The following is a 25,459-nucleotide window of genomic DNA, read 5'->3' on the forward strand; positions in this document are numbered from 1 at the left end:
TCAACGACGGCCCCGTCACCATCCTTATTGATTCTAAAAACCGCATTTAAGTCCATGACGCTGGAAGAAGCCCAAAAAACCGTAGATCAGTGGATCACCACCGTGGGGGTACGCTACTTTAACGAACTGACCAACACGGCTCTGTTGATGGAAGAAGTAGGTGAAGTCGCCCGAATCATGGCCCGCCGGTACGGAGAACAATCCGAGAAGGAGTCCGACAAAAACAAAGACCTGGGCGACGAACTGGCCGATGTACTCTGGCTGGTGATTTGCTTGGCAAATCAGACGGGGGTAAACCTAACGGAGTCTTTCGAGAAAAACCTCGATAAGAAGAACATCCGCGATGCGACCCGTCACCTCAATAATCCAAAGTTACAGGAATAGATTTCCGCTTTTCTAGGGTATCATTCCCATGAAGAAGTCCTATGAGAAAGAACGCGGGTACCAATGAATGATTTTTTTCGTACGTTTCAGCGTTCCCTGTAGCGGACAAGCCATTGTCTGTCACCTCTTTATCCCAGATCGATTCGGAGAGCGACATACAGTACAGGATAATTCCTTAAGGATTTCTTAAGCTTGTACCGGAATTAACCGTTATTTCGCTTTATCAATTCGTATAGAAACCCAATTTTTCCGACAATGGCCTTCAAACGCGTCCTGATTGCTGAAGATAGCTCCGTCATTCAAAACCTCGCTAAGAAAATTCTGGAATTCCAGAACTTTGAAATCACTTCCGTTAAAAATGGGGAGCAGGTATTGCAATTGCTTGATAAAGAATCTTTTGACATTGTTCTGCTGGACATCAACATGCCCGTAATGGACGGCATGGAGTGTGCCCGTCAGATTCGCCAACTACCCGATGCCCAAAAGGCACAAACCCCGCTGGTGGCCATCACCGGCAATGCCCGTAACTACTCTCCGGAAGAGTTTAAGTCTGCTGGCTTCAACGATATTTTGATTAAGCCCCTCAACTTTGATGCCCTCGTTGCTAAAGTTCGCGAGTTTACCGGCGGAGAAGTATAATTTTTTTAGCGTGATTGGCTGACATCGTTTTTGAACGGAAGGGAATCCTGTATTTCCTTCTGTTCAACTTTATTGGGTATGCAGGTAACTTTTCTCGGTACGGGTACTTCGCAGGGCGTTCCGGTCATTGGCTGTGACTGTCCGGTTTGCCGTTCGCTTGATTTTCGGGATAAACGCCTTCGGGTTTCCATGCACGTGGAAGTCGACGGCCGTAGTCTGGTTATTGATACCGGCCCGGATTTCCGTACGCAGGCCCTCCGTGAACGTATCATGCATTTGGATGCCGTTGTCTTCACCCATGCTCATAAAGACCATACGGCGGGTCTGGACGACGTACGACCCTTCAATTTTCGGCAAAATTCCGACATTCCGCTGTACGGGCAGGCTTCTGTATTGGAGCAAATCAAAGTAGAGTTTGCATACGCCTTCGCCGAGAATAAATACCCCGGTACACCCCGCTTACAATTGCATCCGGTTGAAAACAAACCTTTTGAGATTCTGGGTTTGCAACTGACACCCATCGAGGTGATGCATCACAAATTACCGGTGTTCGGTTACCGGATCGGGGATTTTTCCTACATCACGGATGCAAATTTCATTGCTGAACCGGAGCTGGAAAAGCTTCGCAACAGCAAGGTACTAGTGATCAATGCCCTGCACAAAGGGCCCCGACACCTCTCCCACTTTGTTCTGCCGGAAGCCCTGGAGATCATTGAAAAGCTACAGCCACATGTCGCCTATCTTACGCACATCAGCCATTCGATGGGGTTGCATGCCCAGGTCGAAGCCGAATTACCTCCGCACGTGCATCTGGCCTATGACGGTCTGAAAATCATCCTTTAAGAACTTTTACCGGATCTGGAAAACGCTTTCTCCAGCGGTTCGACTGCTTGGTTGGTACTACTTTTTTGCCGTTTTTGTCAAAAAATTCTGTTTGTATGAGTATTCAACAACCTGATCCAACCTTACGGGCTGCTTTATTTGATATGGATGGCGTCATCGTGGATAATATGGCCTACCATGAAACAGCCTGGCGTTTGTTCTGCGAAAACCACGGATTTCCCTTCAGCCGAGAAATGTATTATACCAGCCTGAACGGCAAAAATTCCTTTGATTCGTTCGCATATTTGCTCGGCCGCGACCCCTCGCCGGAAGAATTACGGCAGATGTCCGATGAGAAGGAAGAAATGTACCGGACTAATTACGGGCCGCTACTTGAACCAGCCGAAGGCCTTATTAGCTTTCTAAATATTCTTCATGAATACGGTGTAAAATGTGCCGTAGCTACGTCAGCTCCCATCGAAAATGTCCAGTTTACGCTGGACGGCACGGGCCTTCGTCCGCTTTTTGATGTAGTAGTGGATGCATCGATGGTACAGAAGGGCAAGCCGGCTCCAGACATTTATCTGAAAGCCGCCGAGTTACTGGAGGTTCACCCGAGTAATTGTGTCGTATTTGAAGATGCCTTACTGGGCATTCAGGCCGGAAAAGCGGCGGGAATGAAAGTAGTGGGCGTTTCGACCAGCCACAGCAAGGACGAACTGGCTCCACTCACCAGTGCGGTCATTGCCGACTTCCGGGAAATTAACTGGGAACAGTTTGAATTTGTACTCGCTCACTGACCCTATGAAGCCTTCTCAGACGTATCTGGCATTCATTCATGATGTACTCATCACCGTGCACAGCGGCATTCACGAGCTACAGGGTCGGCTAGCCTTCTGCGATCCGGCCGAGCGGGATTACATCGAAGGCCGGATTTTCAGTTATACTGAGTTTTTACAAACGCTTCAGACCAGGGCCCGGGAGTTTGGTCTGTCGGACGAAATTGGTCTGTAAATACAAGGGACGATGCTTAGTAAGCATCGTCCCTTTCTACTGGCAAGTAATTAACGCCCGCGATTTACAGCGTAGCTACCACTTCTTTAATATCCTGAATGATCTTCTTGGCCAGGTTTTCGGCCTTGGTCATAAAGTCAGATTCCGAATAAATGCGGATAATGGGCTCGGTATTCGACTTGCGAAGATGCACCCATTCGTTACCGAATTCAATTTTCACACCGTCTTCCGTATTGATGGGCTGACGGGTGTACTTCTGCTGAATTCGCTCCAGTACTACGTCTACGTTTAGCTCGGGCGTTAATTCAATCTTATTTTTCGAGATGTAATAGTTCGGATACGCCCGACGCAGAATGGATACAGACTTGCCGAATTTGGCCAGGTGGGTCAGGAATAGAGCGATACCAACCAGGGCATCACGACCGTAATGCAACTCGGGATAGATAATACCACCATTGCCTTCGCCCCCAATTACTGCTCCGACTTCCTTCATTTTCGTTACTACGTTCACTTCGCCAACCGCCGCCGAATAGTGGGTACCACCAGCTTTTTGGGTTACGTCCCGAAGAGCAATAGTTGAAGAAAGATTGGAAACGGTATTACCGACTTGGTTTTTCAGGATATAATCAGCGACGGCTACCAGGGTATATTCTTCACCGAAAGGCTCGCCATCTTCTGCTACGAACGCTAACCGATCTACGTCTGGATCAACGACAACACCCAAATCGTATTTGCCCGTCCGCATTTCCTTCCGGATATCCGTCAAGTGTTCGGGCAAGGGCTCAGGGTTGTGAGCAAAGTAACCCGTAGGTTCGCAGTGAAGTTTAAGAATATCCTTAACACCCAAGGCTTCCAGCAGTAGAGGTACGGCAATTCCTCCCGAGGAGTTTACTGCATCAACGGCAATGCTGAAATCAGCAGCTTCGATCGCCGCCTTGTCTACCAGCGGCAGAGCCAGAATGGCGTCAATGTGTTTTTTCAGGTAGGAATCATCGACGCGATAGCTACCTAGTTTTTTTACTTCTACAAAAGAAAATGTTTCTGCTTCGGCCAATGCTAATACTTCAGCACCTTCTTCGGCAGAAATAAATTCACCCTTTGCATTGAGTAATTTTAACGCATTCCACTGAATGGGGTTATGACTGGCAGTAAGAATAATTCCACCGGCAGCAGATTCCATAGGAACTGCTATTTCAACGGTGGGTGTGGTGGATAAACCTAAGTCGACTACGTGTAAACCAAGTCCCTGTAAAGTAGCTGATACTAAACGAACTGCCATTTCTCCGGAAAGACGAGCGTCCCGACCAATGACAATCTTGTGATTTTCAGGAAATTTACGCTTAAGCCAAGTTCCGAAAGCGGCGGAAAACTTAACAATGTCAACGGGAGTAAGGGATTCACCCACGTTTCCACCAATGGTTCCCCGGATTCCGGAGATAGATTTAATCAACGTCACGATGCTCTCAATTTTGAGGAAGAACTGTTGGGGATATAAAGCAAAAGTAACAAATTAATTCCTTCTGCTAGCCATTTTTTACGATAGAATCCAATTATAAATCGAACGGATTTGTGCCTTTTCGTATTACGTAAGTGGACGAATTTCTACGACCTAAATTACTCCGTGGCGTCTGTAAAACTATTCTTCATCCGGCGGATTAATTCACAAATCCGGGATTATTTTAGTAAATAAAATTGATGCGAAGTTTTTTTATCGTTTTGATCCGGATTTACCAGGGAGCACTTTCGCCGTACCTGGGCAACTCGTGTCGGTATACGCCGACCTGCTCACAGTACGCCATTCAGGCCATTGAGAAACATGGTCCCTGGAAGGGTGGCTGGCTGGCCCTGCGGCGAATCTCCCGCTGTCATCCCTGGGGCGGGCATGGACATGATCCAGTACCGTGATCGCTTAGGAAGCACTGGGAAGACAAAACGTAAAGCGGGCCCCCTCTCCGGGTTTACTGTCCGCCAGGATTATGCCTCCCTCATGCTCCACAATTTTCTTGCACAAAGCGAGGCCGATACCGGTTCCTTCGAATTCGGAGCGACCGTTGAGCCGCTGAAAAACCTGGAAAATTCGTTCTTTGTATTCAGGGTCAAAACCAATTCCGTTATCCTGTAAAGTAATCTCAACCCATTTACGGGCCGTAGACAATCCCTTTTGCCGGACCTGCGTAAGCGATAACGACTGAGCAGCAATCCGAATGATCGGTGGCCGCATCGTATCGGTAAACTTGAGCGAATTGCCAATCAGATTGGAAAACAACTGCCGCATTTGTACGGGCACACCGTAAATTTCAGGGAGTTCATCCCATTCGATGATCGCTCCTTTTTCAGCAATCTGAGCATCGAAGTCCTCCAGGATTTCCTCCACGATGGGATTGAGCGGTACAATTTCGCGACTTTTCCCCTGTCTTGTTACCCGGGACAGAATCAGCAGGGCATCAATCAGACTCCGCATGCGGTCAATGGCCTGAAGCGTACGCCGCATGTAATTTTCTACTTCTTCGTCCTCTTGGGTGCCCAGTCGCTGTTTCAGGCGGGAGATGAACGCCGAAATCTTCCGTAGCGGTTCCTGAAGGTCATGGGAGGCCGCGTAAGCGAATTGTTCCAGCTCACCATTCGATCGCTGTAATTCCTCAATTTTCTGTCGCAAGGCTGATTCGTACTGCCGCAGTAACGTAATATCGGCAATGCTCCCAACCAGATGGGTTACCTTTCCTTTTTCATTGACCACGGGGCGTCCTACCACCATCAGTACCTTTTCCTGGCCTTCCTGCGTCATGACCCGATGTTCGAGGCGGAATGCTTGCCGCGTATCGATGGCTTCCTGAACCGTACGTACGACTAACTCATCGTCGCGATGATCCAGAAACGTAAAGAATGAGGTGTAATCGGCACAATCTTTCCGAAAGGTTTCGCGGGTATGACCCATTACTTCATACAGACCATCGGAACAGATCAACTCCCCCGTCGTCAGATTCTTTTCCCAACTGCCAAAGTGAAAAGCCTGCTCGGTAATGCGATGCATTTCCTGTTGCTGGAGCAACCGGGTGTAGTTCAGGTGCGATTCCGTAATATCCTGCGAAACACTAATCGTCTCCAGGGGATTGCCTTCCGCATCACTCCGAAAAACAGCCACGCGGGTTCGGAATAGCCGTTCCGTCTGATTTTTGTGCAGCACCAGCGTTTCGTACTCCACAAATTGCTTTTGCCGCGTAATCAGTTCTTCGATCCGGGCGGCCCGCTGATTAAAGAGACTTTCCGATAAAATAACCGCGTGCAAATTCCCTCCCCGGTCGGCGAGGTCTTTCTTACTGTAGCCGAGTAATTCCGTAAATCGATCATTGATGTAAATGATCTGTTGCGTGGTAAGGTCCTGTACATGAACGATATCGGGAAACAGCAGGTCCAGTTTCTCCAGCATCTGAATTTGCTCGGGAAACTCGGCGGGATACTGATATAGAGCCGATTCGCTATCCATGGACTGTTGAGAAGAACCCAGAGGCTTTCAGCGTCCGTAACGGCTACTTTTTACGAAAGCTCTGAATATTTCCTTATCCTTTGAAAAAAGTATGCCTTTATAATACTCTTCTCATACAGGAGTACGGGCTTATTCTGTTTCCGTAATGCATCGAGAGCCCGGCGTTTGCGGTACCAGCTTCGTCCCTGTCCGTAAAAAGCAAAGTGGGCTCGTACAATCGCCCAACATAAGGCAAAATGCCCACTCAACAGGTAGCGAACACCCGCTAAGCCATCGAGTACCAGTCGTAGGAGGATGATACCGTACAGATTCCGGGCGGGTCGGTTTTTGTATAACATCGCCAGACTATTCCGGAAATTGAGAAAGGTTTTACGGGGATTCAGATAATCCAGCGTACCACCACCAACGTGGTACACCGTCGAACCCGCCGTAGCCCAAACCTGATGCCCGGCCAATTGCATTCGCCAGCACAGGTCGATTTCTTCCATGTGGGCGAAGAAATCGGCATCGAATCCTCCTAATTCCTGATACACCGCAGCTCGTACGAACATACAGGCTCCACAAGCCCAGAAACAGGGTTCATCGGTATCGTACTGGCCCTGATCGCGTTCACGCGTTTCGAATAAACGGCCCCGGGTAAAAGGATAACCCAGAAAATCCAGGTGTCCGCCGACGCCGCCCCCGTGCTCAAAATGCTCCCGGTAGTTGTAATCGCGAATCTTGGGCTGTACGGCCGCAATTTGCGGCTGTTGCTGCAAGAGACGTAAAGGTGCTACCAGCCAGCCCGACGTAACTTCTACGTCAGAATTAAGCAGGCAGAAGTACTGAGCCGAAATCTGCCGGAGGGCTTCGTTGTACCCACCCGCAAAGCCGTAATTCTTGCTATTACGAATGAGCCGTACTTCAGGAAAATGCGTTTGTAACCAGGCTACGGAATCGTCCGTCGAGGCATTATCAGCAACGTACACGGCATGACCATCCGCATAGGCGAGCACCGTAGGAAGAAATTTCTCCAGGTAAGATTTCCCGTTGTAATTCAGGATAACAATGGCCAGAAGGTCCATAAAGGTTTGCCCAGCCAGGCAGGGGATACAGAATGGGGAAAGAATAAAAAGAGAAAAGACTTTCGCTAGTCTTTTCTCTTCCTTGACTTGTATACAGTAGACTTATTTACCGAATAAACCTTCCATACCCGGAATATTGGGCAATAGACCATCGGTAGCCTGTTTGAGGTGATCGGCTACTCGGGTTTCTACGGCTTCGAGGGCTTTATTGGTCGCGGCTACGATCAGGTCGCGGAGCATTTCCGTTTCTTCGGGTTTCACCAGATCGGGATCAATCTCTAAATGAACGAGTTGTTTGCGTCCATTCACGGTTGCTTTTACCAGTCCCGCCCCGGCTTCCGCCGTTTCGGTGATGGAAGGAAGGGTTTCCTGAGCGTCTTTCATGCGGGCCTGCATTTCTTTCATCTTGCCCATCATGCCTAGCATATCAAACATGTGTAGTCGTTCGGTTTGAATATAATTGATTACAAAGGTAGAGAAAACGGTACAAAATCGTGCCCAAGCCTGTCAACGCTCTCTTTACCGTCAACGAATGAGGCGGAAAACGCCCCGTTTGGTGAACGAATCACCTACTTCATTCCGAACATCGAGGCGGTACGAATAACTTCCTTGCGGAGCGGGTTTGCCGTTGATGTACCCATCCCAGCCTTCGCTTTCGTCTTCCGTGGAAAAAATAGAATTGCCCCAACGGTCAAATACGGTAAACTTCAGAGCGTTGACGTGTACTACTTTAGGCAGGAAAACATCATTTTGGGAGTCGCCATTGGGTGTAAAGGCATCGGGTACGTAGACCTGAAAAAGCTCCCGAATGGGGATTGGATTGGACCAGCTGGTATTGCCAATTTCCGAAGTACACTGAATGCGGTACTGATAATCCGGCGAAAGGGGAAAACCCAGACTGCTTACATTTACTTTCATTGTATTACCGACGTTCTTAGAAGCGATCACATTACCCTGAGCATCCAAAACCTGAACGGTGTAATCAACAATAGCGTGGGTAAAAGGAGTGTTGCTAGTCCAAGTAATATCTCCGCCCTTCTGACTCAAATGAATGGTACAGACTGGATTAGAAGGCTTCGACCACGTTCGACAACCATTCTCATACGCTATTTGGTAACAGTAGGGTCTTTGCGAAGGATCGATCTCCTTATCGAAAAACGGCGTTTCCATGGTTTTACCAGCCAGAATTTCTTCGAATCCCTTTCCTAATTCCGCTCTTGAAATGGTGTAATTCAAGGGCAATGGAGGTTGTTGCCAGTCCAGTACTGCCTCATTCTTAACAATACTAACGTAGGCCAGGTCAACCGGGTCGGGTAATTTACCATTTCCGGATAAAGTGCCTTCGCAATTGCCCGATACGGTCAGAATACCATTGGCCATCGTCTCTAGTGTGTAGCAGTAATAGACTCCACAGATTACATCTTTATCGACAATTTGCGTGGTTGTGCGATCTGTAATCGGAGTGAATGTTTTGCTGCCTACTTTTAACGTATACGATTCAAACTTAGCGGCTTCTTTCGGATAAGCGGGCCAATTAATCTCAAAGTAGTTGCCTTTATCCACTACCGCTATGGGTACGGTACATATTTCGTTGGAAGTATTACTGGTGGAACATCCCCCTGACGAACGTACCTGAAAACAGTACTGTTTTTTAGGATCTAAGTTGGTGATGGTTTGTATATTCATGCCACCGGGTACCTGAATTCCAGTACTCGGGTACGTTCCCCCGGCTTCTTTCTGGAGGATTTCCTGTGTTCCGGAAACGGGTCCGGCAAACTGTATATTAACCCCGCCATTACCATTAAGCAATACCAATGTGGTAATGGTAGGCGTAGGAGAATCATTGAGTTTACCGGGATCGATGACCTTCCCCACTTCTTCCCCCTTACAATCAACCCCGGTATAGCTTCCTTGTAGCGATACCTGTATGTTGGCCGCTGCATTTTTATAAATGTGTACTTTTTTTAAAGGTAAATCCTCCTGTTTTATTTGCTCAATATTTCCATCGCCCCAATTGACCGTAAATGCATCGTAAGGATTTTTTTCTTGATTTTTGGGTACGACTAAGGTGACTTTTTCGGCTTCGCAAACTTCCAGATCAAACTGAGGCGTTGGCGTATCAACCACCTGAACTGTCTGACAGGCATACGATCCCGTACCCGACGCACTTCCGACCATAATCAATCCGTACGTACCCGCCTTTTCATACGTATACGATTTATTCACCTTGTCGAAGATTGGAGCACTTAAGTCTACTTCTGCTGATTGGTAATTGAAATTATAAGCGGTAAGACTCGGGTTGTTATTGGCGGTAACATCTTCCACTTGAATCGTAGTGCCTTTGCAGATTTTCAGTATCCGATCCGAAGTCCCTTCCGCAATCATGGAAGTTCCTTGGCTGCTGGATACTTGTAATCTGCCTTTGTAATCTTGCGTGCCATTTACCAGTTTGGTCGGACACTGAGCCCAGCCCTCCCCTACGATTCCTAAAAGCAGTAAAAGTATACGTATCCGCATTGAAGATTGTGGTCTTTCCTATGAGCTATTGGTCAAATTTCAACGAATCCTGCCATCATTCCAAAATAGGACCGTAGTTTTGAGACTTCATTAACATTTCTCGAAGAAACCTAACGCCCAAAAAGGGTGTTCACTGTGGTCAGAACGTAAGAAAGATTCTCAGACGTATAATTCAAACAGAATTTGATAGACTTCTGACTTCACAGACCCCCATACATTGCCAAGCAGCCATGGAAGAAAGTCCCATCGTATTAGACAGCATCGAAGAGGCCATTGAAGACATTCGGGCCGGTAAAATTATCGTCGTCGTCGATGACGAAGACCGTGAAAATGAAGGGGATATGATTTGTGCCTCGGAGCTGATCACGCCCGAGATCATCAACTTCATGACTAAGGAGGCCCGCGGGCTGATTTGCGTACCCCTCACGGAAGCCCGCTGTCAGGAATTACAACTGGATATGATGGTTGGCCAGAATACGTCCAACCATGAAACGGCCTTTACCGTCTCCGTAGACTTGCTAGGCAACGGCTGTACCACGGGTATTTCCGCTTCCGACCGGGCCAAAACCATTCGGGCCCTGGTAGATCCGGACACGAAGCCCGAAGATTTGGGTCGTCCGGGCCATATCTTCCCCCTGAAAGCTAAAGCTGAAGGCGTACTCCGCCGCCCCGGTCATACCGAAGCAGCCGTTGATTTTGCCGTACTGGCGGGATTACAACCTTCGGGGACCCTGATTGAAATTCTGAACGAAGACGGTACCATGGCACGCCTCCCCGAGCTACGGAAAATTGCCGATCGTTTTGGGATGAAGCTGGTTAGTATCAAAGACCTGATCGCCTATCGTTTGCGAACCGAAACGCTAATCAAACGCGAAATTGGCGTCGATATGCCCACCGAATGGGGTCATTTTAGCCTGATTGCTTATACGCAGGTTGCTACGGGTGATACGCACCTGGCTCTGGTAAAAGGCGAATGGGAAGAAGGCGAAGCCGTACTGACGCGGGTGCACAGCTCCTGCGTAACGGGCGATATTTTTGGCTCCTGCCGCTGTGATTGCGGAGAACAATTACACCGGGCCATGCAAATGGTCGAGAAAGAAGGCAAAGGCGTAGTACTCTACATGTTCCAGGAAGGACGCGGCATTGGGCTACTCAATAAACTCCGGGCGTATAAATTGCAGGAAATGGGTCGGGATACGGTAGAAGCCAATCTGGAGCTGGGCTTTCAGATGGACCAACGCGACTACGGCATCGGGGCTCAGATTCTGCGGGATCTAGGTATTACCAAATTGCGACTGATGTCCAACAATCCGAAAAAACGGACGGCTCTCTCGGGTTACGGCGTTGAAATTGTAGAAACCATCCCCATTGAGATTCCTTCCAATCCTTACAACGAACGTTATCTCACGACGAAACGTGATAAAATGGGACACGTACTAAATGGGCTCAAACCACTGATTTAAGCTCAATCCTTATACTGGATTACAAAAGCCTTTCTCTAACCGGAAAGGCTTTTTTTATGGCTTTCCGGCCCTGGTCTACTCTTTATTTCGACTCATCCTTAAATCGCTGATTTTTAGCGAAAAAACGGGGCATTTCTTTGGTATAAGCCAGAATATTTCAACACATTTGTTAGATTAATTCAAAAAAAACTTCAAACAGTACAAAATTAAAACAAAGATTATTGGGTAAAACCACTGAAGTACGCGTTAAAATTTTCTTCAATCCGAATACTTAAAAATGATTGCCATGAAAACCTTTACCTCATTAAAATTTACTTTGGTTCTGTTCTGTAGCCTTTATGTTCATTCTGTTTTTGCCAAGCAACAGCCCAGCTGGTATTCCGGTAAAGTTGAACTACAATCGGGTGAGTGGCTGACGGGTGAGTTACACTTCAATACCGACCTGGGTTTGCTGGAATTTAGTATGGATGGCGTAACCAATGTTCTTTCCGCTCAGAAAGTAGCCTCGTTTTATTACTACGACGAAGAAGCCAATCGGATGCGGACGTTTATCGTTGAATCATTCGCTCACCGGGATCGCCTGGTGCCGACCTTTTTTGAAGTACTGGTCGATGGGCGGATTCGGTTACTGGGTCGCGAGCAAGTACTGAAAGTGCCTTTTCACGACGAAAAACAGAAGAAGAATGTGTACTACTTTCAGCATCCCAACGGACAGATTGTGAAATACAAAGGCCGACTCCGGCAGATTTATAAAACGCTGCCTAACCAACAAGACGAAGTTAGCTTTTTTGTAAATCGGGTTAAATGGTACCGCTACGATGAAGAAAAACCCATCGTTGAGCTATTCCGGTACTGCAATTCGCTTTCCGAATAGTCTTCGCATCAAACGCCTATCCAACCCAAAAGAAAAAGCTTTCCAGCGAAACTGGAAAGCTTTTTCTTTTCGTAGCAACGGATACCTGTACCAACTTAAGGTTTCGGACGGGCATTTTCCTTACGGAATACCGTACTGAACCGACTAACCGCCGAAGCTCCAAACCAACCCAGTGCTTTGGGACCATCCGTACGCGTATTCAGAACATTAGTCGGAACGTTTGACGGGGCCGTAGCGAACAGCCCCTGGTTACTGGACTCTTCCCGTACCGCCCGGATGAAACTGTACGTAGGCTGTGTAATACTAAGCAGCTCTACCCGAATGGAATCATTTTCCTGGAAGAGCCGGTCCGAGTTAATCGAACGCCGTACGGGTAACAGAAAAATAAGTCCATCGGTAGCCGCTCCGGGACTAAATCCGGCGTCGTAGGCAATCGACAGATCGCGGGCCGAGCGGTCGTACCGCTGGCCATTTTTGTAAGTTTTGATCCAGTAACAATCACCGGCTCCGGTAAAGTCGCGGGCGTAAAATTCCGCTACGTACCCTTCTTTCGGACTGTCATCCGCCACAAACGTCGGATTATCGTAGTAATAGGTCAGCGAATCGATGGTCGGTACCCGTTTGATTTCCGTCTCAGCCTGATAGGTTTCGCTGGCGTAAGCAATGTTCAAGGTATATTTTCCGCCCAATCGGCCCATCTTCTCGGAAGCTGCTGGTTTCCAGACGTAGTTACCGTCCTGTTTTTCATCCACAAAACGGTAGGTTTTTCCCAGATCATCGGAAACGGTTACTATCGCTCCCGTCGCGGGAAGAGCCCGGTTGTTGTTAAAGTAATTTTGGGAAAGCGTCAGCCGAATGGTTTGTGGCGTGGCGTCATCGTTAATCCAGCCTTCGACCACCAGACGGGTGGGTCCCGTTTGCGTACGCAGGTCAATAACATCCTCGCAGGACATGAGCAGACTGCTCAGGGCGAGTATAAGGTATAAGGGAAAGAATTTCATACGTTTATAGCGAATACTTCGAATGGGTTTAAAACTTTACGTTGTACGTGATCGATGGCACCAGTGAGCCTAGCACGGCAAATCGAATGGCTTCGGTCTGCAAGCTGTTGTCCCCATTTTGCCGACCATATACGGAGAATGGATTTCGTCGTCCGTACACGTTATAAATCGAGTACACCCACTCGGCTTCTCCTTTTCCAAACAGCTTTTTACGAATTTTCTGCGTTACCGCTAAATCCAGGCGATGGTACCAGGGAATCCGGTTGGCGTTACGGGTATCGAAATAGTTATCGCCTACAGCAATACCATCAAACTCAAAACGGTCCGTTGGATACGTGGCGGGTGTTCCCGAAGAAGCCGCGAAGTTGGCCGAGAAGGACCATCGTTGATTGAGCTGATAAAGTCCAACGGCCGTCAGGTTGTGCGTTTTATCGAAGCGGGCCGGAAACCAGTTATTATTGTTGATCCCTTCCACCTGCCGCTCCGTACGGGCCAGTGTATAACTGACCCAGCCCGTGAGTTTACCCTGATTTTTCTTCAGGTAAAACTCCGCTCCGTACGCCCGGCCTTTTCCGTAGAGTAAATCTCCTTCCAGAAAACGATTGAGTAGCAGATCGGAACGACGCACGTAGTCGATCTGGTTTTCCAGGTTTTTGTAATAGCCTTCAATACTAAATTCGTAGGCGTTGTTTTTGAAATTCTGGAACCAGCCTAATGCAACTTGGTCAGCTAATTCGGGCTTGATGTTGCTCGACGATAGGGTCCAGACGTCAAGCGGCGAAGAAGCAGCCGTATTCGAGAGCAGGTGCAGGTACTGAGCCATCCGGTTGTAACTCAGCTTAATCGAAGAGCGGGGCGAAACTTCAATTTTAGCCGAGAAACGCGGTTCCCAATTGCCGTAGGTTTTCAGTACGCCACTTTCAACGCGACGACCGGGCAATTGTGGTTCCAGCCGCTCCCCGGGTACGGTGGGTTCGTAGGTAATCAAATCACCGGGAGCCAAGCTCCGGAATAAGGAATACCGCAGACCATACTGTAGCGTAACCCAACTGCCCAGCCGCTGTTCGTTAGCAACGTACAGGGCCGATTTGTCCCCGTATCGTCCTTCCAGACTAATATCCGTCCGCTGACCCGCTGAAATACCAAAGGCTTTTCCGGGAGCGGAGGTGTAGTGGATGTACTGCCCCCCAAACGTAATCTGATTGTCGGGCGTCAGGAAGTACGTAAAATCCGCTTTCCCGCTCAGGTTTTTAATTTGAGAATCCCACTGGAAAGCGTCTTTGGGATCGTCGCCAGTACCGAGGGAGTATTTGTAATTGGAGTAATAGCCCGTTAGATTCAGGAAGAGGCGGTTGCTGAAGATGTGATTCCACCGTCCCGAAACCGTTCCATTGCCCCAGTTGAATCCAAACTGTTTACTCCCAAAATTATCCCGTCCGAAATATCCCGACAAATACACCGTGTTATTGGCGTTGATCTGATAGTTCGCCTTCGCCGTAAGATCGTAGAAGTTAAAGATAGTTCCTTTCAAATCGCCCGTCAGGAACGGTTTGGCGAGTACATCCGCGTACGAACGGCGGCCCGCAACAATAAATGAACCTTTGCCCTTAAATACGGGTCGCTCGTACGAAAGTCGACTGAAGATCAAACCAATACCGGCATTAATCTCCTCTTTCTTCGAGTTTCCTTCCTTCATTCGAACGTCGAGGATGGAAGAAATACGTCCGCCGTAATTAGCCGGGATTCCTCCCTTGACGAGCTTGACGTCTTTAACCGCATCGGGATTGAAAACGGAGAAGAAGCCGAATAAATGCGAAGCGTTGTAAACGGGTGCCTCATCCAGCAGGATCAGGTTTTGGCCCACGTCGCCGCCCCGTACGTTGAACCCGGAAGCTCCTTCGCCTACGGTCGATACGCCGGGCAATAGCTGAATACTGCGGACCAGATCAACTTCACCGAGTAAGGCTGGCATTTGACGAATCGTTTTAATGTCCACTTTATTGACGGACATTTCAACCGACTTTACGTTCTCGTCTTCGCCCTGACTTCGGATGACGACGTCCTGCAACTGCACGCCTTCATCTTTGAGTTCAAGGTCCTGTTTCACATCCTGCGTGGTCAAGTCCACCTGCTTTTCCTGACGCTGATAACCAACGTACGTATAGACCAGCGTGTACTTGCCTTTGGGCAGCGTAATCGAGTAAAAACCGTAGGTGTTTGTAGTGGTACCGGTACTCCTTTCTTTCACAAATACCGAAACGCCGATGAGTCCTTCGCCGTTAGCGGCATCTTTAATGTAACCAGAAATGGTAGCTTTTTCATTGGATTGCCCCCGGGCGTTCGGTAGCAGCAGGACGCCCAGCAGCCAGATAAGAAGAAAATGTTTCATAGGGTAGAATTGAAGACCTGTCGTTTATGGCTTGAAAACGACAAACTGCATTCAAGGCTTGTTTTACGCTACAAAGATGCTCGGGAAATGGCTGAATTCGCCCTTTTTGTGATAACCGGAGCATAAGTCCCACCGTTGGAAAACAAAAATCCCCAGCCGAAGCCGGGAATTTTCTTAGTTGGATTGCGTAAAGTATAGCCGAAGCCTTACCCGATCAGGGGAGTAATTTCGATTCCCAAGGGATGTTCTCGAGAAGTTCAGATACTGCTGAGCTCCTACGGGCGGTGTCAGAATCAGGGGTACATTCTGGACTTTATTCTTCAAAATCAGATTGAAGTAATTGGTCACATTGAAAGTATAGTGATCCGTCAATTGCCAGTTACTATTATCAACCACATACGTAGCCGATACAACTGCTCCCGTACCTTGTACATTCTCCACGGGCTGACTGGTTAGAATGTCATTCACGGCATTCGTTTTATACAAGGCCAGCGTAGACGGCGGGTTTGTATTATCTCGAACGTCCGTACGAATGGGGTCGAATATTAGTTCAGCACGGTTGACGCCCAGTAATGTATTGTACGGTTGCAGGGTTTCGCTTAAGTAAGGAAATTCGACTCGAGTCCGTAGCGGACCATGCTGCATGATATAAGCTACATTACCGGTCAAGGTGCTATTTACCGCATCAGATGGCTGCTTCAGATTGGCTAGCGGCGTTCCAGTGAAATCGCTCGCATAGCGAGTGTAATGCATGAATGTAAAGGGGATATCGACCGACTCAGCCGTGGGAGATACGATGTTTTCATCGTGAAAATACACTCGCAAAGAGCTGCGGGGTATACTAAGCCCCACAATCACATTTCCCTTGGATGATCCTTTGATAGCCAGTCCGGGCAGTAGATTATGCAAGGTCTCGCTGTTATTAATCCGATTACTTTGTAAGGCATTAAACAGTTGAACCCCTAACGTATCCGAAAAACGCTGACGGACGCTAGGCGTTGTACCCCTTCCAGGAGCAAAACTTGCCTGAGCCAGCGGCTTGGACTGGTACTGGACCGACGTATTGGTATTATAATAAGCAATGCTCTGTACTAAGGGCGTAGTCGTTTGATGCGTACTGATCTTAAACGTTTGCACACTATCTCCGTAGGACGAGGACAAAGGCAATACCAGTACCAATGAATCGTACCGGGCTCCCAGCCGCGTGTTCAGTGTATTACCCGCATAGGTAGGACTCATAAACGCGGTAAATTCCTGCGTACCCGTATTGGCATCTTTCCAGCGACCTACGTACGCACTGGAATCGGCAGAAGTAATCGCCGAATCGCTCACCGCTACCGTAGATAATTTTACGGTAAACGTGTCGATCATGGTTATGGACAGGTTTTCATTCGGAATGATCTCGGAGCCCAGCGTCAGATCTCCCTTCTGGCATCCGCCTAACGAATAAAGCCCGCTTGCTATAAAGCCCAACGAAAGCCAGGTTTTCCAATTCTTCATTGAATAGTTTATCGAATAAACAGGGAGCGGGCATTTGATCCCGCTCACGTTCTAATTCCTTAAGGTATTTCTACACCAATGCTTTTTAATTCTTCCGCAGTAAGCGAAGGAGGAAATTGCCGATGCTTGATTTTTTCAAGGACCAAATCTCCCGCCTTTTGAGCTTGTTCAGCTGTAGCAAAGCCCCGCTCTCCCACGATACCCGGAATAATTGGCTGGTGAATAAAGGGCTTTCCTCCCTGTTCGATCTGATACCCCCATCCCTTCGTAGTTTCAAACACGCGTACCTCAAAGGCGTATGTCATTCGCCAATAGTACACACCTGCGATCAGGACGAGTAGGACTAACAGCCACCAGATTCGTTTGTTACGCATAGCTTAATCGTACTATTCAGCTAATACGCGAGCCTTGGCAGGATCGAAGGAATAGATGTCATCATAGCGAGTAGATCCACCCACGCCGGTCGTAATGAACCCACGGTTTCCAATGGAGAAGCTTACAGCCTGCTGACGTGCGGTAGGAGCAACTTTATACTTATTATTATCGCTTCCGTAATTTTGTACTTCAGACCATAAGTCGGTAGCCGCATCGTAGGCCCATACCTTGGTATCATTACTCGTAGTAGCACCCATCAAGAGATACCCGATATTATTAATTACAAAGGAACTGGCATAACTCCGGGCAATAGCCGCTTGATCGTTAGTAAAGTCCTTCTTTTGCGTCCAAACCTGCGTACTCGGATCGAATGCCCACCAATCACGAGGACTGAGGTTGTTCGCAGTACCCGTTCCTACATACGCAATGTTATTGATGACCATTGCTACGGCTCCCTGACGCTTTCCACCGGCAAAGCTGGTTTCTTTCGTCCAGGTAGCCGTTGCCGGACTGTACGAATAAATGTCATTCAGATTATTGCCATCAAAGCCCGTTCCTACGTAACCCTTGTTGTTAATAACAAAAGATACCGTTCCGACGCGACCCGTTCCGGCGTAATCTTCAATTTTGGTCCACTTATTTGTAGTGGGATCATACGAATAAAAATCTTTTAGGTACTGACCACCCAGGGGTTGTCCTAACCCTAAATAACCTTTGTTACCGATTGCGAAACCCGCTGCACCCGTTCGGGCTACACCGGGGAAGTTGGCCTTCTGCGACCAAGTATTACGATCCGAATCATACTCCCACATATCGGCCAGACGGTTATTATTACTGTCCCAACCCGTAGCTACATACGCTTTTGTACCAACCACAAAACTAGCAGCCTGACTACGAGCCACCCCTTCGAAAGGAGATTCAGCCCGCCAGTCACCCATAACGTTTGCATCATTGTTACTATCCTTGCAGGAAAAACCCAGGACCGCCAGACCGGCAATGGCAATTAAGGAACGGTTCATTGACCGGAATCCGCGAGAAGTACTACGCACAGAGGTGGGATTTGAAAAAAGAGACATCATAGAAAATTCAAACCGTTTCATGAATGATTAGCGGTATGAGAATAAAGTTTGATTAATGAATCCGTGGAGGTCTGTTTATCGTCCGTATTCAAAATGACCTTCCATGTTCTGATCCGGGCTTATTTAAAATGACTACTTACGTCTGATTCTTGTTCGGGTAGTTTCGGTTGGCGTACCAGCTTTTCCGCCCAATAAAAACGCAAAAATAGAGGTCTATTTCTAGGAAATAAAATGGCTAGTCGAAAAGCTGAACCAAACGCGAGGCTTTTTCAGCATCCTGGTTCAGGTACTTTTGGCGAAAGATCCTGATTTCAAGGGCAAAAACCGCAGTCTTTACGATTCAGGGCCGTATTTCTCCGCTTATTTCCTAATTATTTAATTCCTGAATTCATTCCGATTTTTCACTTTATTTTTCAGGGAATTTCCTAAAAAACTGCAAGTCGGCTAAAATAACTTCATTACTAACGGCTTCCTGCCCGCCTATCGTGTACACCTGAAACGAATCTTACCAATATTTCTTTCTATTCGTGTTTGTTCACCTGCAAGGTCTCGTAGATCTGCGGCACGTACTGTTCACTCATGGGAATACTGTTTCCGGCAACGGTGAGTTTCAGTTTACGTATGGCGTCCACCCGTTCGGTAGCCACGATGTACGAACGATGTACCCGCATAAAAGCCGGAGCGGGCAAAAGCTCTTCCAGGTTTTTAAGCGTCATCCGGGTAATAACCGGACGGGCGTGTACGGTGGTATGAATCTTCACGTAATCTTTCAGTCCTTCAATGTACAGAATAGTAGGAATCTGAATTTTCACCAGTGAATAATCCGCGTGCACGAAAAAATGTTCCTCCTGCGACGGCCCTGTACTGGGAGTGCGGGCGAAATAATCCTTTGCTTTTTCAGCCGCCTGCAAAAATCGCGTCAGTGGTACGGGTTTGAGTAAATAATCCAGTACGTTGAGGTTGAAACCTTCCAGGGCGTACTGCTCATAGGCCGTTACGAAAATGACCTGCGGTCGCTGTTGCAAGGATTTCAAAAATTGGGTACCCGTCAATCCGGGCATCTGAATGTCCATAAACACCAAATCGATGGCTTCTTTCTGGAGTACTTCCAGCGTTTCCAGAGCATCTTCACAGGTGGCAACCAGTTCCAGGTAGGGCACTTTCCGAATGTTATCGGCCAGCAACTCCAGAGCCAGCGGCTCGTCGTCCACGGCTACGCAACGAATTTTGTTCATGACAATTCAAGGGTTAACTGAACCTCGTACCAACCCTCGTGTTCCCGAATCTGAAGGTCATGATTGGGGTACAGCAGATTAAGCCGACGTTCAACGTTTTTCAACCCTATACCCGAATGATGATCTTTGGGGTCGTCGGGTTGCATACTGACTTTGTTTTTTACCAGAAAATGAAGGGTACGCTCGTTAATGTGCAGATGTAATTGAATGGCTGGGCGGGTAATCATGCCGATTCCGTGCTTGAACGCATTTTCCACGAAGGGAATCAGTAACATCGGTTCGATGCAATGATTACCGGCAACGGGCCCCAGATCCAGTTCAATCTGTACTTTCTTTCCCAGTCGTAAGGTTTGCAGATCGATGTAACTGCGGAGGTACCGGATTTCCTGATCCATCGGCACTTTGGCTTCGTCCGATTCGTACAGCATGTATCGCATCAGTTCCGCCAGCTGAATCGTAGCGGGTTCTACCGATTCGGGCTTGAATCGGGCTAGCGAGACGATGCTATTGAGAATATTAAACAGAAAGTGTGGACTGATTTGCGACCGCAGGAAACTCAGTTCGGACTTCAATCGCTCGTTTTCCCGCTCCTTTTCCAGCTGCTGCCGTCGATGAAAATCATTCAGAACTTTATAGGTAGTACTAATCGAAAAGATGAAGAGTACCGGAAAGATGGTTCCGGTGATGAAGCGTACGTCCGTCAAATCGGCCTTGAATGCCAGCGAGCGTAGTTGCATGGAAAGCAGTACCATCACCAGTCCACACCCCGCCACTGTCAATAAATAGACACTCAGTCCTTTTTTTTCCAGAAATCGAGGAATCAGAATTCGAGTATTGAGGTAAAAGAAAAGTACGGCCAGTGCATTTAAAGCGACCATATACACCGGGTCGGGCGGTTGATGAAATCGTCGTACACGAACGGTCGACGACCGGAAAATCAGCGGCCAGAATATAAACAGGCACCAGAATACTAGTTGTAGTAGCATTCGGCGGGCTTCTGAAATTCGTATCGTAAACGGTGCGGTCATGTCCTCAATACCAACAATGATTTTGTCATAATCCTGTTTTCGGAGGCCGAAAACCCAAATCCAGCGATGAGTACACTGGTTTTCTCGACGGTTTAAAAGCCGAAGCCTTTGCAACCCAATACCGCAGAAGTCGGTACGGCGTTGCAAAGGCTTCGTATAAATTTTAAATTTTTGTTTTGAAGGACTATTTATCCTGCGAAACCGTACTACCGCCGGACAGATCCAGATTAGTACGGGGATTGCCCCGGTAACGTAACGAACTGGCCCCGCTTGCTTTACAAATGAGCTGTTCCGCTACCGAAATCTGGGCGTCACTGGCTCCGGATAAGTCGAGTTTGGCCTGTTTGCTGGGGTACTGATACGCTCGGAGTTTAGAGCCTCCGGAGCATTCAACGTCGAGTTGTTCGGTAGTACCTTCCAAATCGAGGCGGCTGGCTCCCGAAAGATCCGCCTGCAGGCGTTCGGTATGACCCGTAAAGGCTAGTTCCGACGCTCCCGAAAGCTCGAATTCAAGCTCCTCATTGTCCTCAAAGCCCCAAACGCGGGCGTTGACAGCTCCTGAGAATTCCGCTTTTTCCAAGGCCGGCATCGTAATTTCGATTTCCATCGGATGTTTCCGATTGCGGCTCCAGTGGTTGTAACTAATCTCCAGATTATCATTCACCTTCTTCACGCTCAGATCCTGAACGTCGCTGCGATGTCCCCGGGCGACAATTCGGTACGTGTTTCCCCGTACGACTCGTACCTTAAAGGCGTTACCCATCCGAAGGCGATCGAAATTCGTTAGGCCGTATTCCGCGGTCGTCTCGTCATAAGGGCCAACGTCCTCCCAGCGACTACAGGAGAACAGAGTAGTTCCAAACAAAAACAGTACAAATGCATACAATTTCATGGCATGAATTGATTGAGCGTTGAAGCAGTAAAATTTCTCTTCTTGCTCTGTTTATACCACCTTATTCGGATGAATCCGCACATTCAGTACATTAACGGGGGAAAAGTACACCTGCATTGTCTACTTCTTCGAAAGACGATTCTGAATTTTCCGTTCGCCTTCCTTACTTTCGCTTTCCTATACTCACCTAACCAACCATGAGAGCACTTCTATTTTTGATCTTCCTGCTGGTCTGTCAGAGGACTTCGGCCCAGATGGAAGGCACCTACAGTAGCTATCCCTTCAGTCAGCTGGCTATTAATCCAGCGTACGCGGGTACGCGTGATGTAACCAGCATGACCTTTCTCAACCGACGTCGTTCGGTACAGTTTCAAAACACGTATAGTTCGCAATATTTCACGGTGGATAGCCCGGTGGGTGAAAACTGGGCTCTCGGTTTTCAGGCCTTCCGTGATCCGTATTCGATCGCTTCCGTGGGCTTCTACGGAACGGCCGCGTATCGGCACCGGATCTCCGAAAACGAAATTCTTTCGGCGGGCGTGCAAATGGGGATTACGCAAGTCGTACTCCCTAACAATTTTGTGGGCAATAATGCGTATCCCTTCACTTTGGGTTTAGGGGTTCAGTACAAAACGCCCGTGTACTACGTGGGTCTGTCGGCTCAAAACTTAGTCAATCAAACGCACTATTACTCTACGGCTAAACCGATTTTCCTGACGGCTGGCTACGTATTCTCGCTGACGGAAGAATGGAAACTAAAAGCCGCCACGCTGGTACGGGGCCAGAATCCCGGCCTTGGCTTTCAAACGAAAGCGGATGTCAATGCGACATTCTGGTACAAAAACGTAGGTGTTGGCGTTTGGTACCAGAGTACACTCCAGACCCTCGGCGGCAGAGATGGCATTTTAGGCACGGCGGAAGTACAACTGGGCGATCGTTTTCGGGTGGGAGCCAGTTATGATTTTAACGCTCCTCACAGCGGCGATTTCAGTTTCAGTACGCAGGAAAGTACGATCTGGCAGTTTTTCCTACGGTACGAACTTGATCATGGAACGGGAAAAGTCGGGCAGATGCGGTATTTCTAAAGACAAGGATACTAGCAATTTTCGAGGGATTTAAACGTAAGAAGCCTGGGCAAAAACCCGGGCTTCTTACGTTTGCGATTGATTGGAACCCTTACGCTATTTCACTAATTCAATTTGAAGACGAGTTTCTTCAATATCCAGTTCCGATTCGATTTTCCGGAGTACCTCTTCGTTGCTTTTACCCTCGCGGTGTAGTTGCTGCAAAATACTACGTTCCACGTCGATCACCTCCAGTTGTACCCGGGAAAACAGGTTAAAAATCCGTAAAGCTGGTGTTTCAGCAAATTTCTGCTCCTTCTCAGGTACTGGAAGTTCCGTATGTTGCAAGCGTTCAAACCGATTTTGATAACTGCTTTTGATACGTTTGAGCACTACATCATCCACGTCGCTCATGTTTTCCTCAATGTGCGTCATAACTGCACTCAGTACCCGACTGCGTACTTCGTATTCTTCGGCCAATATGGAATATCGGGGCATTTTCAATTTACGGATTACCCAGGGTAAGGTTAGGCCCTGAGCTACCAGCGTTACGATAATCACGCAGAACGTCAGAAAAATTACCAAATTCCGATTGGGAAACAGGTCACCGTTGGGTAAGGTTAGCGGAATGGATAGAGCAATAGCCATTGATACGACCCCCCGCATGCCTGACCAGCCAATGACCACTAGGTTACGTCGATCGAAAAGTTCGCGTTCGTTATGTCGGTTAAAAAGCTGGCGGGGCAAAATAGCAGCGGGCGTGAGCCAGATAAATCGCACCAGAATCACTACTACACTCACAACCAGACCATACCCGATCAGTACCCAGATTCCATGCGTAGTCAACGATTCCAGGTCTGCCAGTACCATTTTCATTTGTAATCCGAGCAGAATGAAAATCAATCCATTCAAAATGAAGCCCACAAATTCCCACACGGCATAAGTCTGTACCCGCGAATCGGTCGTGAACATATCCGCCGAACGGTACGATAAATACAAACCCGTAGTTACTACCGCCAGTACGCCAGAACCGTGAAAGTGTTCAGCCAATAGATACGAAGCAAAGGGCGTTAAAAAGGTAAGAGCTACATCGGCCAGTGCTTCAGTGACGAAATTTTTGTGGATCAGGTACAGCGTATAGCCAATCCCCAATCCTACCCCTACGCCGATACCAACCACCAGCAGGAATTGGTAGCCAGCTTCCCAAATATTGAATGCTCCGGTAAGAATGGCCGCCAACGCGTAGCGATACACAATCAATCCGCTGGCATCATTGAGCAAACTTTCACCTTCGAGAATACTGATAATCCTCGGGCTCAGTCCTAATCCTTTCGTAACCGAAGTAGCGGCTACGGCATCGGGCGGTGAAACGATGGCTCCCAGCAAAAACGCCTCTGCCCAGCTAATGCCATCGATGAGGCTATGAACGGCCCAGCCAACGCACAAGGTTGTAAAGACGACTAGCCCAACGGCGGCCATGGTGATGGGTCGAATATTGGCTTTGAATTCGTGCCAGCTGGCCTTCCAGGCAGCCTCGTAAAGCAGCGGCGGCAGGAAGACAAAGAAGACCAGTTCAGGATCCAGAATAATGACGGGTAGCCCTGGAATAAAGCTAATCAGTAAACCCACGATGATCAGAGCAATCGGAAGCGGAAAATTCCTACGAGCACTCACTACCGTCAGAAACGAAACCCCAAAGAGTAGTAAAACAATGATTTCTATATTTTCCATACATTCATCCGGTTAGATTATCCGTCAATAGGTCCATTAGGGAAGTTACAAGTGGGCAGAACAGTCGAAGAGCCGGCCTCGATTGACTATTAGCCCGTAAATTAGGAAGCTACACAGTATTTACGAAAAAGCGGCAAACCTTTTTGGTGGAAAGGCTTGCCGCTTTTGGGGTATTCAAGAACTATTTTAGATACTGGTGACGGAGGCAGATCTCGACCGACGTGCTTTCATTCGTACGGGTTCATTATCCGGTACACTCTCAAAAAGAAAGAAAGTATTCGAACAATGCCGACACCGGTAATACTTTAAGGGCAAGAAACCCGCTAACTTCTTCACTAGTTCCGGACGCCCATTTCGTTCAACGTGGATAGACGTTTTGCACTCGCGGCATTCGCATTTACGCTTGGTTTTAGTTAGTAGCCAGGTCAGAAAAATCAGGTAACTAATCACTAAAGAAACGGCGGCAATAATAAAAATTCCAGTCATAAATTTACAGTGGATTGCTGTGTATGGCGGTACATAAATTAAACTACTGTAGGTACCTTACACGAGAAACGCCCGATAGGTTTCATAACCTTGGACCAAACCAAGAAAAAACGCGACGAAACCCGTAAGGGCGTCGCCGCGTTGACTTTTGATAAAAATCTATTTTAGAACTAGAACTTCCAACGTACAAACGCTTCTACTGCTTCGTACTCGGCAAGGCCTAATTTGTTATATAAATTGGCCGTGGCCTGATTCCGCTCTTCGGCCCGTTGCCAGAACTCCCGAGAATCGGTACCCTGGTACACGACACCGTCTTTTTGGGACTGGTGTTTAAAGATTCCCTGACGCTTTTTCATTACCTGATCCGGCGACATGGGTACGGCCATTTCAATTAAATCGATCGCCCACTCATCCCAGG

At 48.0% G+C, this 25,459-nt stretch carries 23 protein-coding genes and 1 pseudogene; 9 read left to right on the plus strand and 15 right to left on the minus strand.

Going from position 1 to position 25,459, the window contains the following annotated elements:
* The first annotated feature begins 54 nt into the window (after nt 1-54).
* From ACOJTG_RS09260 to ACOJTG_RS09280, 5 genes are all read left to right on the plus strand, one after another.
* The gene (locus ACOJTG_RS09260) at nt 55-384 is read left to right on the plus strand and encodes a nucleotide pyrophosphohydrolase (protein ID WP_420153579.1); all 330 of its coding nucleotides are present in this window, start codon (nt 55-57) and stop codon (nt 382-384) included.
* A gap of 255 nt (nt 385-639) precedes the next feature.
* On the plus strand, nt 640-1,023 hold the full coding sequence (locus ACOJTG_RS09265) for a response regulator (RefSeq protein WP_094814511.1): 384 nt from the start codon (nt 640-642) through the stop codon (nt 1,021-1,023).
* A gap of 78 nt (nt 1,024-1,101) precedes the next feature.
* Nucleotides 1,102-1,866: an MBL fold metallo-hydrolase gene (locus tag ACOJTG_RS09270; protein WP_420153559.1), complete on the plus strand. Its 765-nt coding sequence runs from the start codon at nt 1,102-1,104 to the stop codon at nt 1,864-1,866.
* Between the two features lie 95 nt (nt 1,867-1,961).
* On the plus strand, nt 1,962-2,645 hold the full coding sequence (locus tag ACOJTG_RS09275) for an HAD family hydrolase (RefSeq protein WP_420153560.1): 684 nt from the start codon (nt 1,962-1,964) through the stop codon (nt 2,643-2,645).
* A 4-nt stretch (nt 2,646-2,649) separates the two neighbouring features.
* Nucleotides 2,650-2,859 (plus strand): hypothetical protein, encoded by a 210-nt coding sequence (locus tag ACOJTG_RS09280; RefSeq protein WP_420153561.1) that lies wholly within the window; start codon nt 2,650-2,652, stop codon nt 2,857-2,859.
* Between the two features lie 64 nt (nt 2,860-2,923).
* On the opposite strand, the gene glmM is transcribed toward ACOJTG_RS09280, so the two are convergent.
* Entirely contained in the window at nt 2,924-4,315 is a 1,392-nt protein-coding gene (gene glmM / locus ACOJTG_RS09285) for a phosphoglucosamine mutase (protein WP_104710035.1), read from the minus strand.
* 239 nt (nt 4,316-4,554) lie between these two features.
* Between glmM and yidD the strand changes: the two genes are divergently transcribed.
* Nucleotides 4,555-4,764, plus strand: a complete 210-nt coding sequence (gene yidD, locus ACOJTG_RS09290; RefSeq protein WP_420153562.1) for a membrane protein insertion efficiency factor YidD — start codon at nt 4,555-4,557, stop codon at nt 4,762-4,764.
* 4 nt (nt 4,765-4,768) lie between these two features.
* Here the strand turns inward: yidD and ACOJTG_RS09295 are convergent, their stop codons facing one another.
* The 4 genes from ACOJTG_RS09295 to ACOJTG_RS09310 form a co-directional block, all read right to left on the minus strand.
* Complete coding sequence (locus tag ACOJTG_RS09295) at nt 4,769-6,343, minus strand: sensor histidine kinase (protein WP_420153563.1); 1,575 nt, start codon at nt 6,341-6,343, stop codon at nt 4,769-4,771.
* A 50-nt stretch (nt 6,344-6,393) separates the two neighbouring features.
* A complete protein-coding gene (locus ACOJTG_RS09300) occupies nt 6,394-7,407 on the minus strand; it encodes a glycosyltransferase family 2 protein (RefSeq protein WP_420153564.1) in 1,014 nt (337 codons plus the stop codon).
* Between the two features lie 102 nt (nt 7,408-7,509).
* On the minus strand, nt 7,510-7,842 hold the full coding sequence (locus tag ACOJTG_RS09305) for a YbaB/EbfC family nucleoid-associated protein (protein WP_420153565.1): 333 nt from the start codon (nt 7,840-7,842) through the stop codon (nt 7,510-7,512).
* 90 nt (nt 7,843-7,932) lie between these two features.
* Nucleotides 7,933-9,924, minus strand: a complete 1,992-nt coding sequence (locus tag ACOJTG_RS09310; RefSeq protein ID WP_420153566.1) for a T9SS type B sorting domain-containing protein — start codon at nt 9,922-9,924, stop codon at nt 7,933-7,935.
* Between the two features lie 230 nt (nt 9,925-10,154).
* Here ACOJTG_RS09310 and ACOJTG_RS09315 point away from each other — a divergent pair, with 230 nt between their 5' ends.
* The gene (locus tag ACOJTG_RS09315) at nt 10,155-11,387 is read left to right on the plus strand and encodes a bifunctional 3,4-dihydroxy-2-butanone-4-phosphate synthase/GTP cyclohydrolase II (RefSeq protein WP_420153567.1); all 1,233 of its coding nucleotides are present in this window, start codon (nt 10,155-10,157) and stop codon (nt 11,385-11,387) included.
* Nucleotides 11,388-11,673: 286 nt separating this feature from the next.
* Nucleotides 11,674-12,261 carry a hypothetical protein gene (locus ACOJTG_RS09320; RefSeq protein WP_420153568.1) on the plus strand — a complete coding sequence of 196 codons (588 nt, stop codon included), beginning with the start codon at nt 11,674-11,676 and terminating at the stop codon, nt 12,259-12,261.
* A 95-nt stretch (nt 12,262-12,356) separates the two neighbouring features.
* Here the strand turns inward: ACOJTG_RS09320 and ACOJTG_RS09325 are convergent, their stop codons facing one another.
* The 8 genes from ACOJTG_RS09325 to ACOJTG_RS09360 form a co-directional block, all read right to left on the minus strand.
* Nucleotides 12,357-13,262 carry a DUF4249 domain-containing protein gene (locus ACOJTG_RS09325; RefSeq protein ID WP_420153569.1) on the minus strand — a complete coding sequence of 302 codons (906 nt, stop codon included), beginning with the start codon at nt 13,260-13,262 and terminating at the stop codon, nt 12,357-12,359.
* Nucleotides 13,263-13,290: 28 nt separating this feature from the next.
* Nucleotides 13,291-15,651 (minus strand): TonB-dependent receptor, encoded by a 2,361-nt coding sequence (locus tag ACOJTG_RS09330; protein ID WP_420153570.1) that lies wholly within the window; start codon nt 15,649-15,651, stop codon nt 13,291-13,293.
* Nucleotides 15,652-15,825: 174 nt separating this feature from the next.
* Complete coding sequence (locus ACOJTG_RS09335; RefSeq protein WP_420153571.1) at nt 15,826-17,151, minus strand: DUF4270 family protein; 1,326 nt, start codon at nt 17,149-17,151, stop codon at nt 15,826-15,828.
* A 59-nt stretch (nt 17,152-17,210) separates the two neighbouring features.
* Complete coding sequence (locus tag ACOJTG_RS09340) at nt 17,211-17,525, minus strand: DUF4907 domain-containing protein (protein WP_420153572.1); 315 nt, start codon at nt 17,523-17,525, stop codon at nt 17,211-17,213.
* A gap of 12 nt (nt 17,526-17,537) precedes the next feature.
* Nucleotides 17,538-18,545: a Kelch repeat-containing protein gene (locus tag ACOJTG_RS09345; RefSeq protein ID WP_420153573.1), complete on the minus strand. Its 1,008-nt coding sequence runs from the start codon at nt 18,543-18,545 to the stop codon at nt 17,538-17,540.
* Nucleotides 18,546-19,126: 581 nt separating this feature from the next.
* Nucleotides 19,127-19,840, minus strand: a complete 714-nt coding sequence (locus tag ACOJTG_RS09350) for a LytR/AlgR family response regulator transcription factor (RefSeq protein WP_420153574.1) — start codon at nt 19,838-19,840, stop codon at nt 19,127-19,129.
* Nucleotides 19,837-20,826: a sensor histidine kinase gene (locus ACOJTG_RS09355; RefSeq protein WP_420153575.1), complete on the minus strand. Its 990-nt coding sequence runs from the start codon at nt 20,824-20,826 to the stop codon at nt 19,837-19,839. Before ACOJTG_RS09355 ends, ACOJTG_RS09350 begins: the two co-directional genes overlap by 4 nt.
* Nucleotides 20,827-21,052: 226 nt before the next feature.
* Nucleotides 21,053-21,760 carry a head GIN domain-containing protein gene (locus ACOJTG_RS09360; protein ID WP_420153576.1) on the minus strand — a complete coding sequence of 236 codons (708 nt, stop codon included), beginning with the start codon at nt 21,758-21,760 and terminating at the stop codon, nt 21,053-21,055.
* A 197-nt stretch (nt 21,761-21,957) separates the two neighbouring features.
* Here ACOJTG_RS09360 and ACOJTG_RS09365 point away from each other — a divergent pair, with 197 nt between their 5' ends.
* Nucleotides 21,958-22,845, plus strand: a complete 888-nt coding sequence (locus tag ACOJTG_RS09365; RefSeq protein ID WP_420153577.1) for a PorP/SprF family type IX secretion system membrane protein — start codon at nt 21,958-21,960, stop codon at nt 22,843-22,845.
* 96 nt (nt 22,846-22,941) lie between these two features.
* On the opposite strand, the gene ACOJTG_RS09370 is transcribed toward ACOJTG_RS09365, so the two are convergent.
* Together ACOJTG_RS09370 and ACOJTG_RS09375 are read right to left on the minus strand one after the other, a co-directional pair.
* The gene (locus ACOJTG_RS09370; RefSeq protein ID WP_420153578.1) at nt 22,942-24,555 is read right to left on the minus strand and encodes a Na+/H+ antiporter; all 1,614 of its coding nucleotides are present in this window, start codon (nt 24,553-24,555) and stop codon (nt 22,942-22,944) included.
* Nucleotides 24,556-25,211: 656 nt separating this feature from the next.
* A pseudogene (locus ACOJTG_RS09375) lies at nt 25,212-25,459 on the minus strand (glucosamine-6-phosphate deaminase); the annotation flags it as partial.

Source organism: Siphonobacter sp. (assembly GCF_048595215.1).
Taxonomy (GTDB): Bacteria; Bacteroidota; Bacteroidia; order Cytophagales; family Spirosomataceae; genus Siphonobacter.

Excerpts from the sequence above, each read along its gene's own strand:
- ACOJTG_RS09350 (WP_420153574.1), bottom strand. The coding sequence starts at position 19,840 with ATGAACAAAATTCGTTGCGTAGCCGTGGACGACGAGCCGCTGGCTCTG.
- ACOJTG_RS09320 (WP_420153568.1), top strand. The coding sequence starts at position 11,674 with ATGAAAACCTTTACCTCATTAAAATTTACTTTGGTTCTGTTCTGTAGC.
- ACOJTG_RS09310 (WP_420153566.1), bottom strand. The coding sequence starts at position 9,924 with ATGCGGATACGTATACTTTTACTGCTTTTAGGAATCGTAGGGGAGGGC.
- ACOJTG_RS09335 (WP_420153571.1), bottom strand. The coding sequence starts at position 17,151 with ATGAAGAATTGGAAAACCTGGCTTTCGTTGGGCTTTATAGCAAGCGGG.
- ACOJTG_RS09305 (WP_420153565.1), bottom strand. The coding sequence starts at position 7,842 with ATGTTTGATATGCTAGGCATGATGGGCAAGATGAAAGAAATGCAGGCC.
- ACOJTG_RS09315 (WP_420153567.1), top strand. The coding sequence starts at position 10,155 with ATGGAAGAAAGTCCCATCGTATTAGACAGCATCGAAGAGGCCATTGAA.
- ACOJTG_RS09370 (WP_420153578.1), bottom strand. The coding sequence starts at position 24,555 with ATGGAAAATATAGAAATCATTGTTTTACTACTCTTTGGGGTTTCGTTT.
- ACOJTG_RS09295 (WP_420153563.1), bottom strand. The coding sequence starts at position 6,343 with ATGGATAGCGAATCGGCTCTATATCAGTATCCCGCCGAGTTTCCCGAG.
- ACOJTG_RS09355 (WP_420153575.1), bottom strand. The coding sequence starts at position 20,826 with ATGCTACTACAACTAGTATTCTGGTGCCTGTTTATATTCTGGCCGCTG.
- yidD (WP_420153562.1), top strand. The coding sequence starts at position 4,555 with ATGCGAAGTTTTTTTATCGTTTTGATCCGGATTTACCAGGGAGCACTT.
- ACOJTG_RS09345 (WP_420153573.1), bottom strand. The coding sequence starts at position 18,545 with ATGAACCGTTCCTTAATTGCCATTGCCGGTCTGGCGGTCCTGGGTTTT.
- ACOJTG_RS09365 (WP_420153577.1), top strand. The coding sequence starts at position 21,958 with ATGAGAGCACTTCTATTTTTGATCTTCCTGCTGGTCTGTCAGAGGACT.
- ACOJTG_RS09275 (WP_420153560.1), top strand. The coding sequence starts at position 1,962 with ATGAGTATTCAACAACCTGATCCAACCTTACGGGCTGCTTTATTTGAT.
- ACOJTG_RS09260 (WP_420153579.1), top strand. The coding sequence starts at position 55 with ATGACGCTGGAAGAAGCCCAAAAAACCGTAGATCAGTGGATCACCACC.
- ACOJTG_RS09340 (WP_420153572.1), bottom strand. The coding sequence starts at position 17,525 with ATGCGTAACAAACGAATCTGGTGGCTGTTAGTCCTACTCGTCCTGATC.
- ACOJTG_RS09325 (WP_420153569.1), bottom strand. The coding sequence starts at position 13,262 with ATGAAATTCTTTCCCTTATACCTTATACTCGCCCTGAGCAGTCTGCTC.
- ACOJTG_RS09360 (WP_420153576.1), bottom strand. The coding sequence starts at position 21,760 with ATGAAATTGTATGCATTTGTACTGTTTTTGTTTGGAACTACTCTGTTC.
- ACOJTG_RS09270 (WP_420153559.1), top strand. The coding sequence starts at position 1,102 with ATGCAGGTAACTTTTCTCGGTACGGGTACTTCGCAGGGCGTTCCGGTC.
- ACOJTG_RS09330 (WP_420153570.1), bottom strand. The coding sequence starts at position 15,651 with ATGAAACATTTTCTTCTTATCTGGCTGCTGGGCGTCCTGCTGCTACCG.
- ACOJTG_RS09265 (WP_094814511.1), top strand. The coding sequence starts at position 640 with ATGGCCTTCAAACGCGTCCTGATTGCTGAAGATAGCTCCGTCATTCAA.
- ACOJTG_RS09280 (WP_420153561.1), top strand. The coding sequence starts at position 2,650 with ATGAAGCCTTCTCAGACGTATCTGGCATTCATTCATGATGTACTCATC.
- ACOJTG_RS09300 (WP_420153564.1), bottom strand. The coding sequence starts at position 7,407 with ATGGACCTTCTGGCCATTGTTATCCTGAATTACAACGGGAAATCTTAC.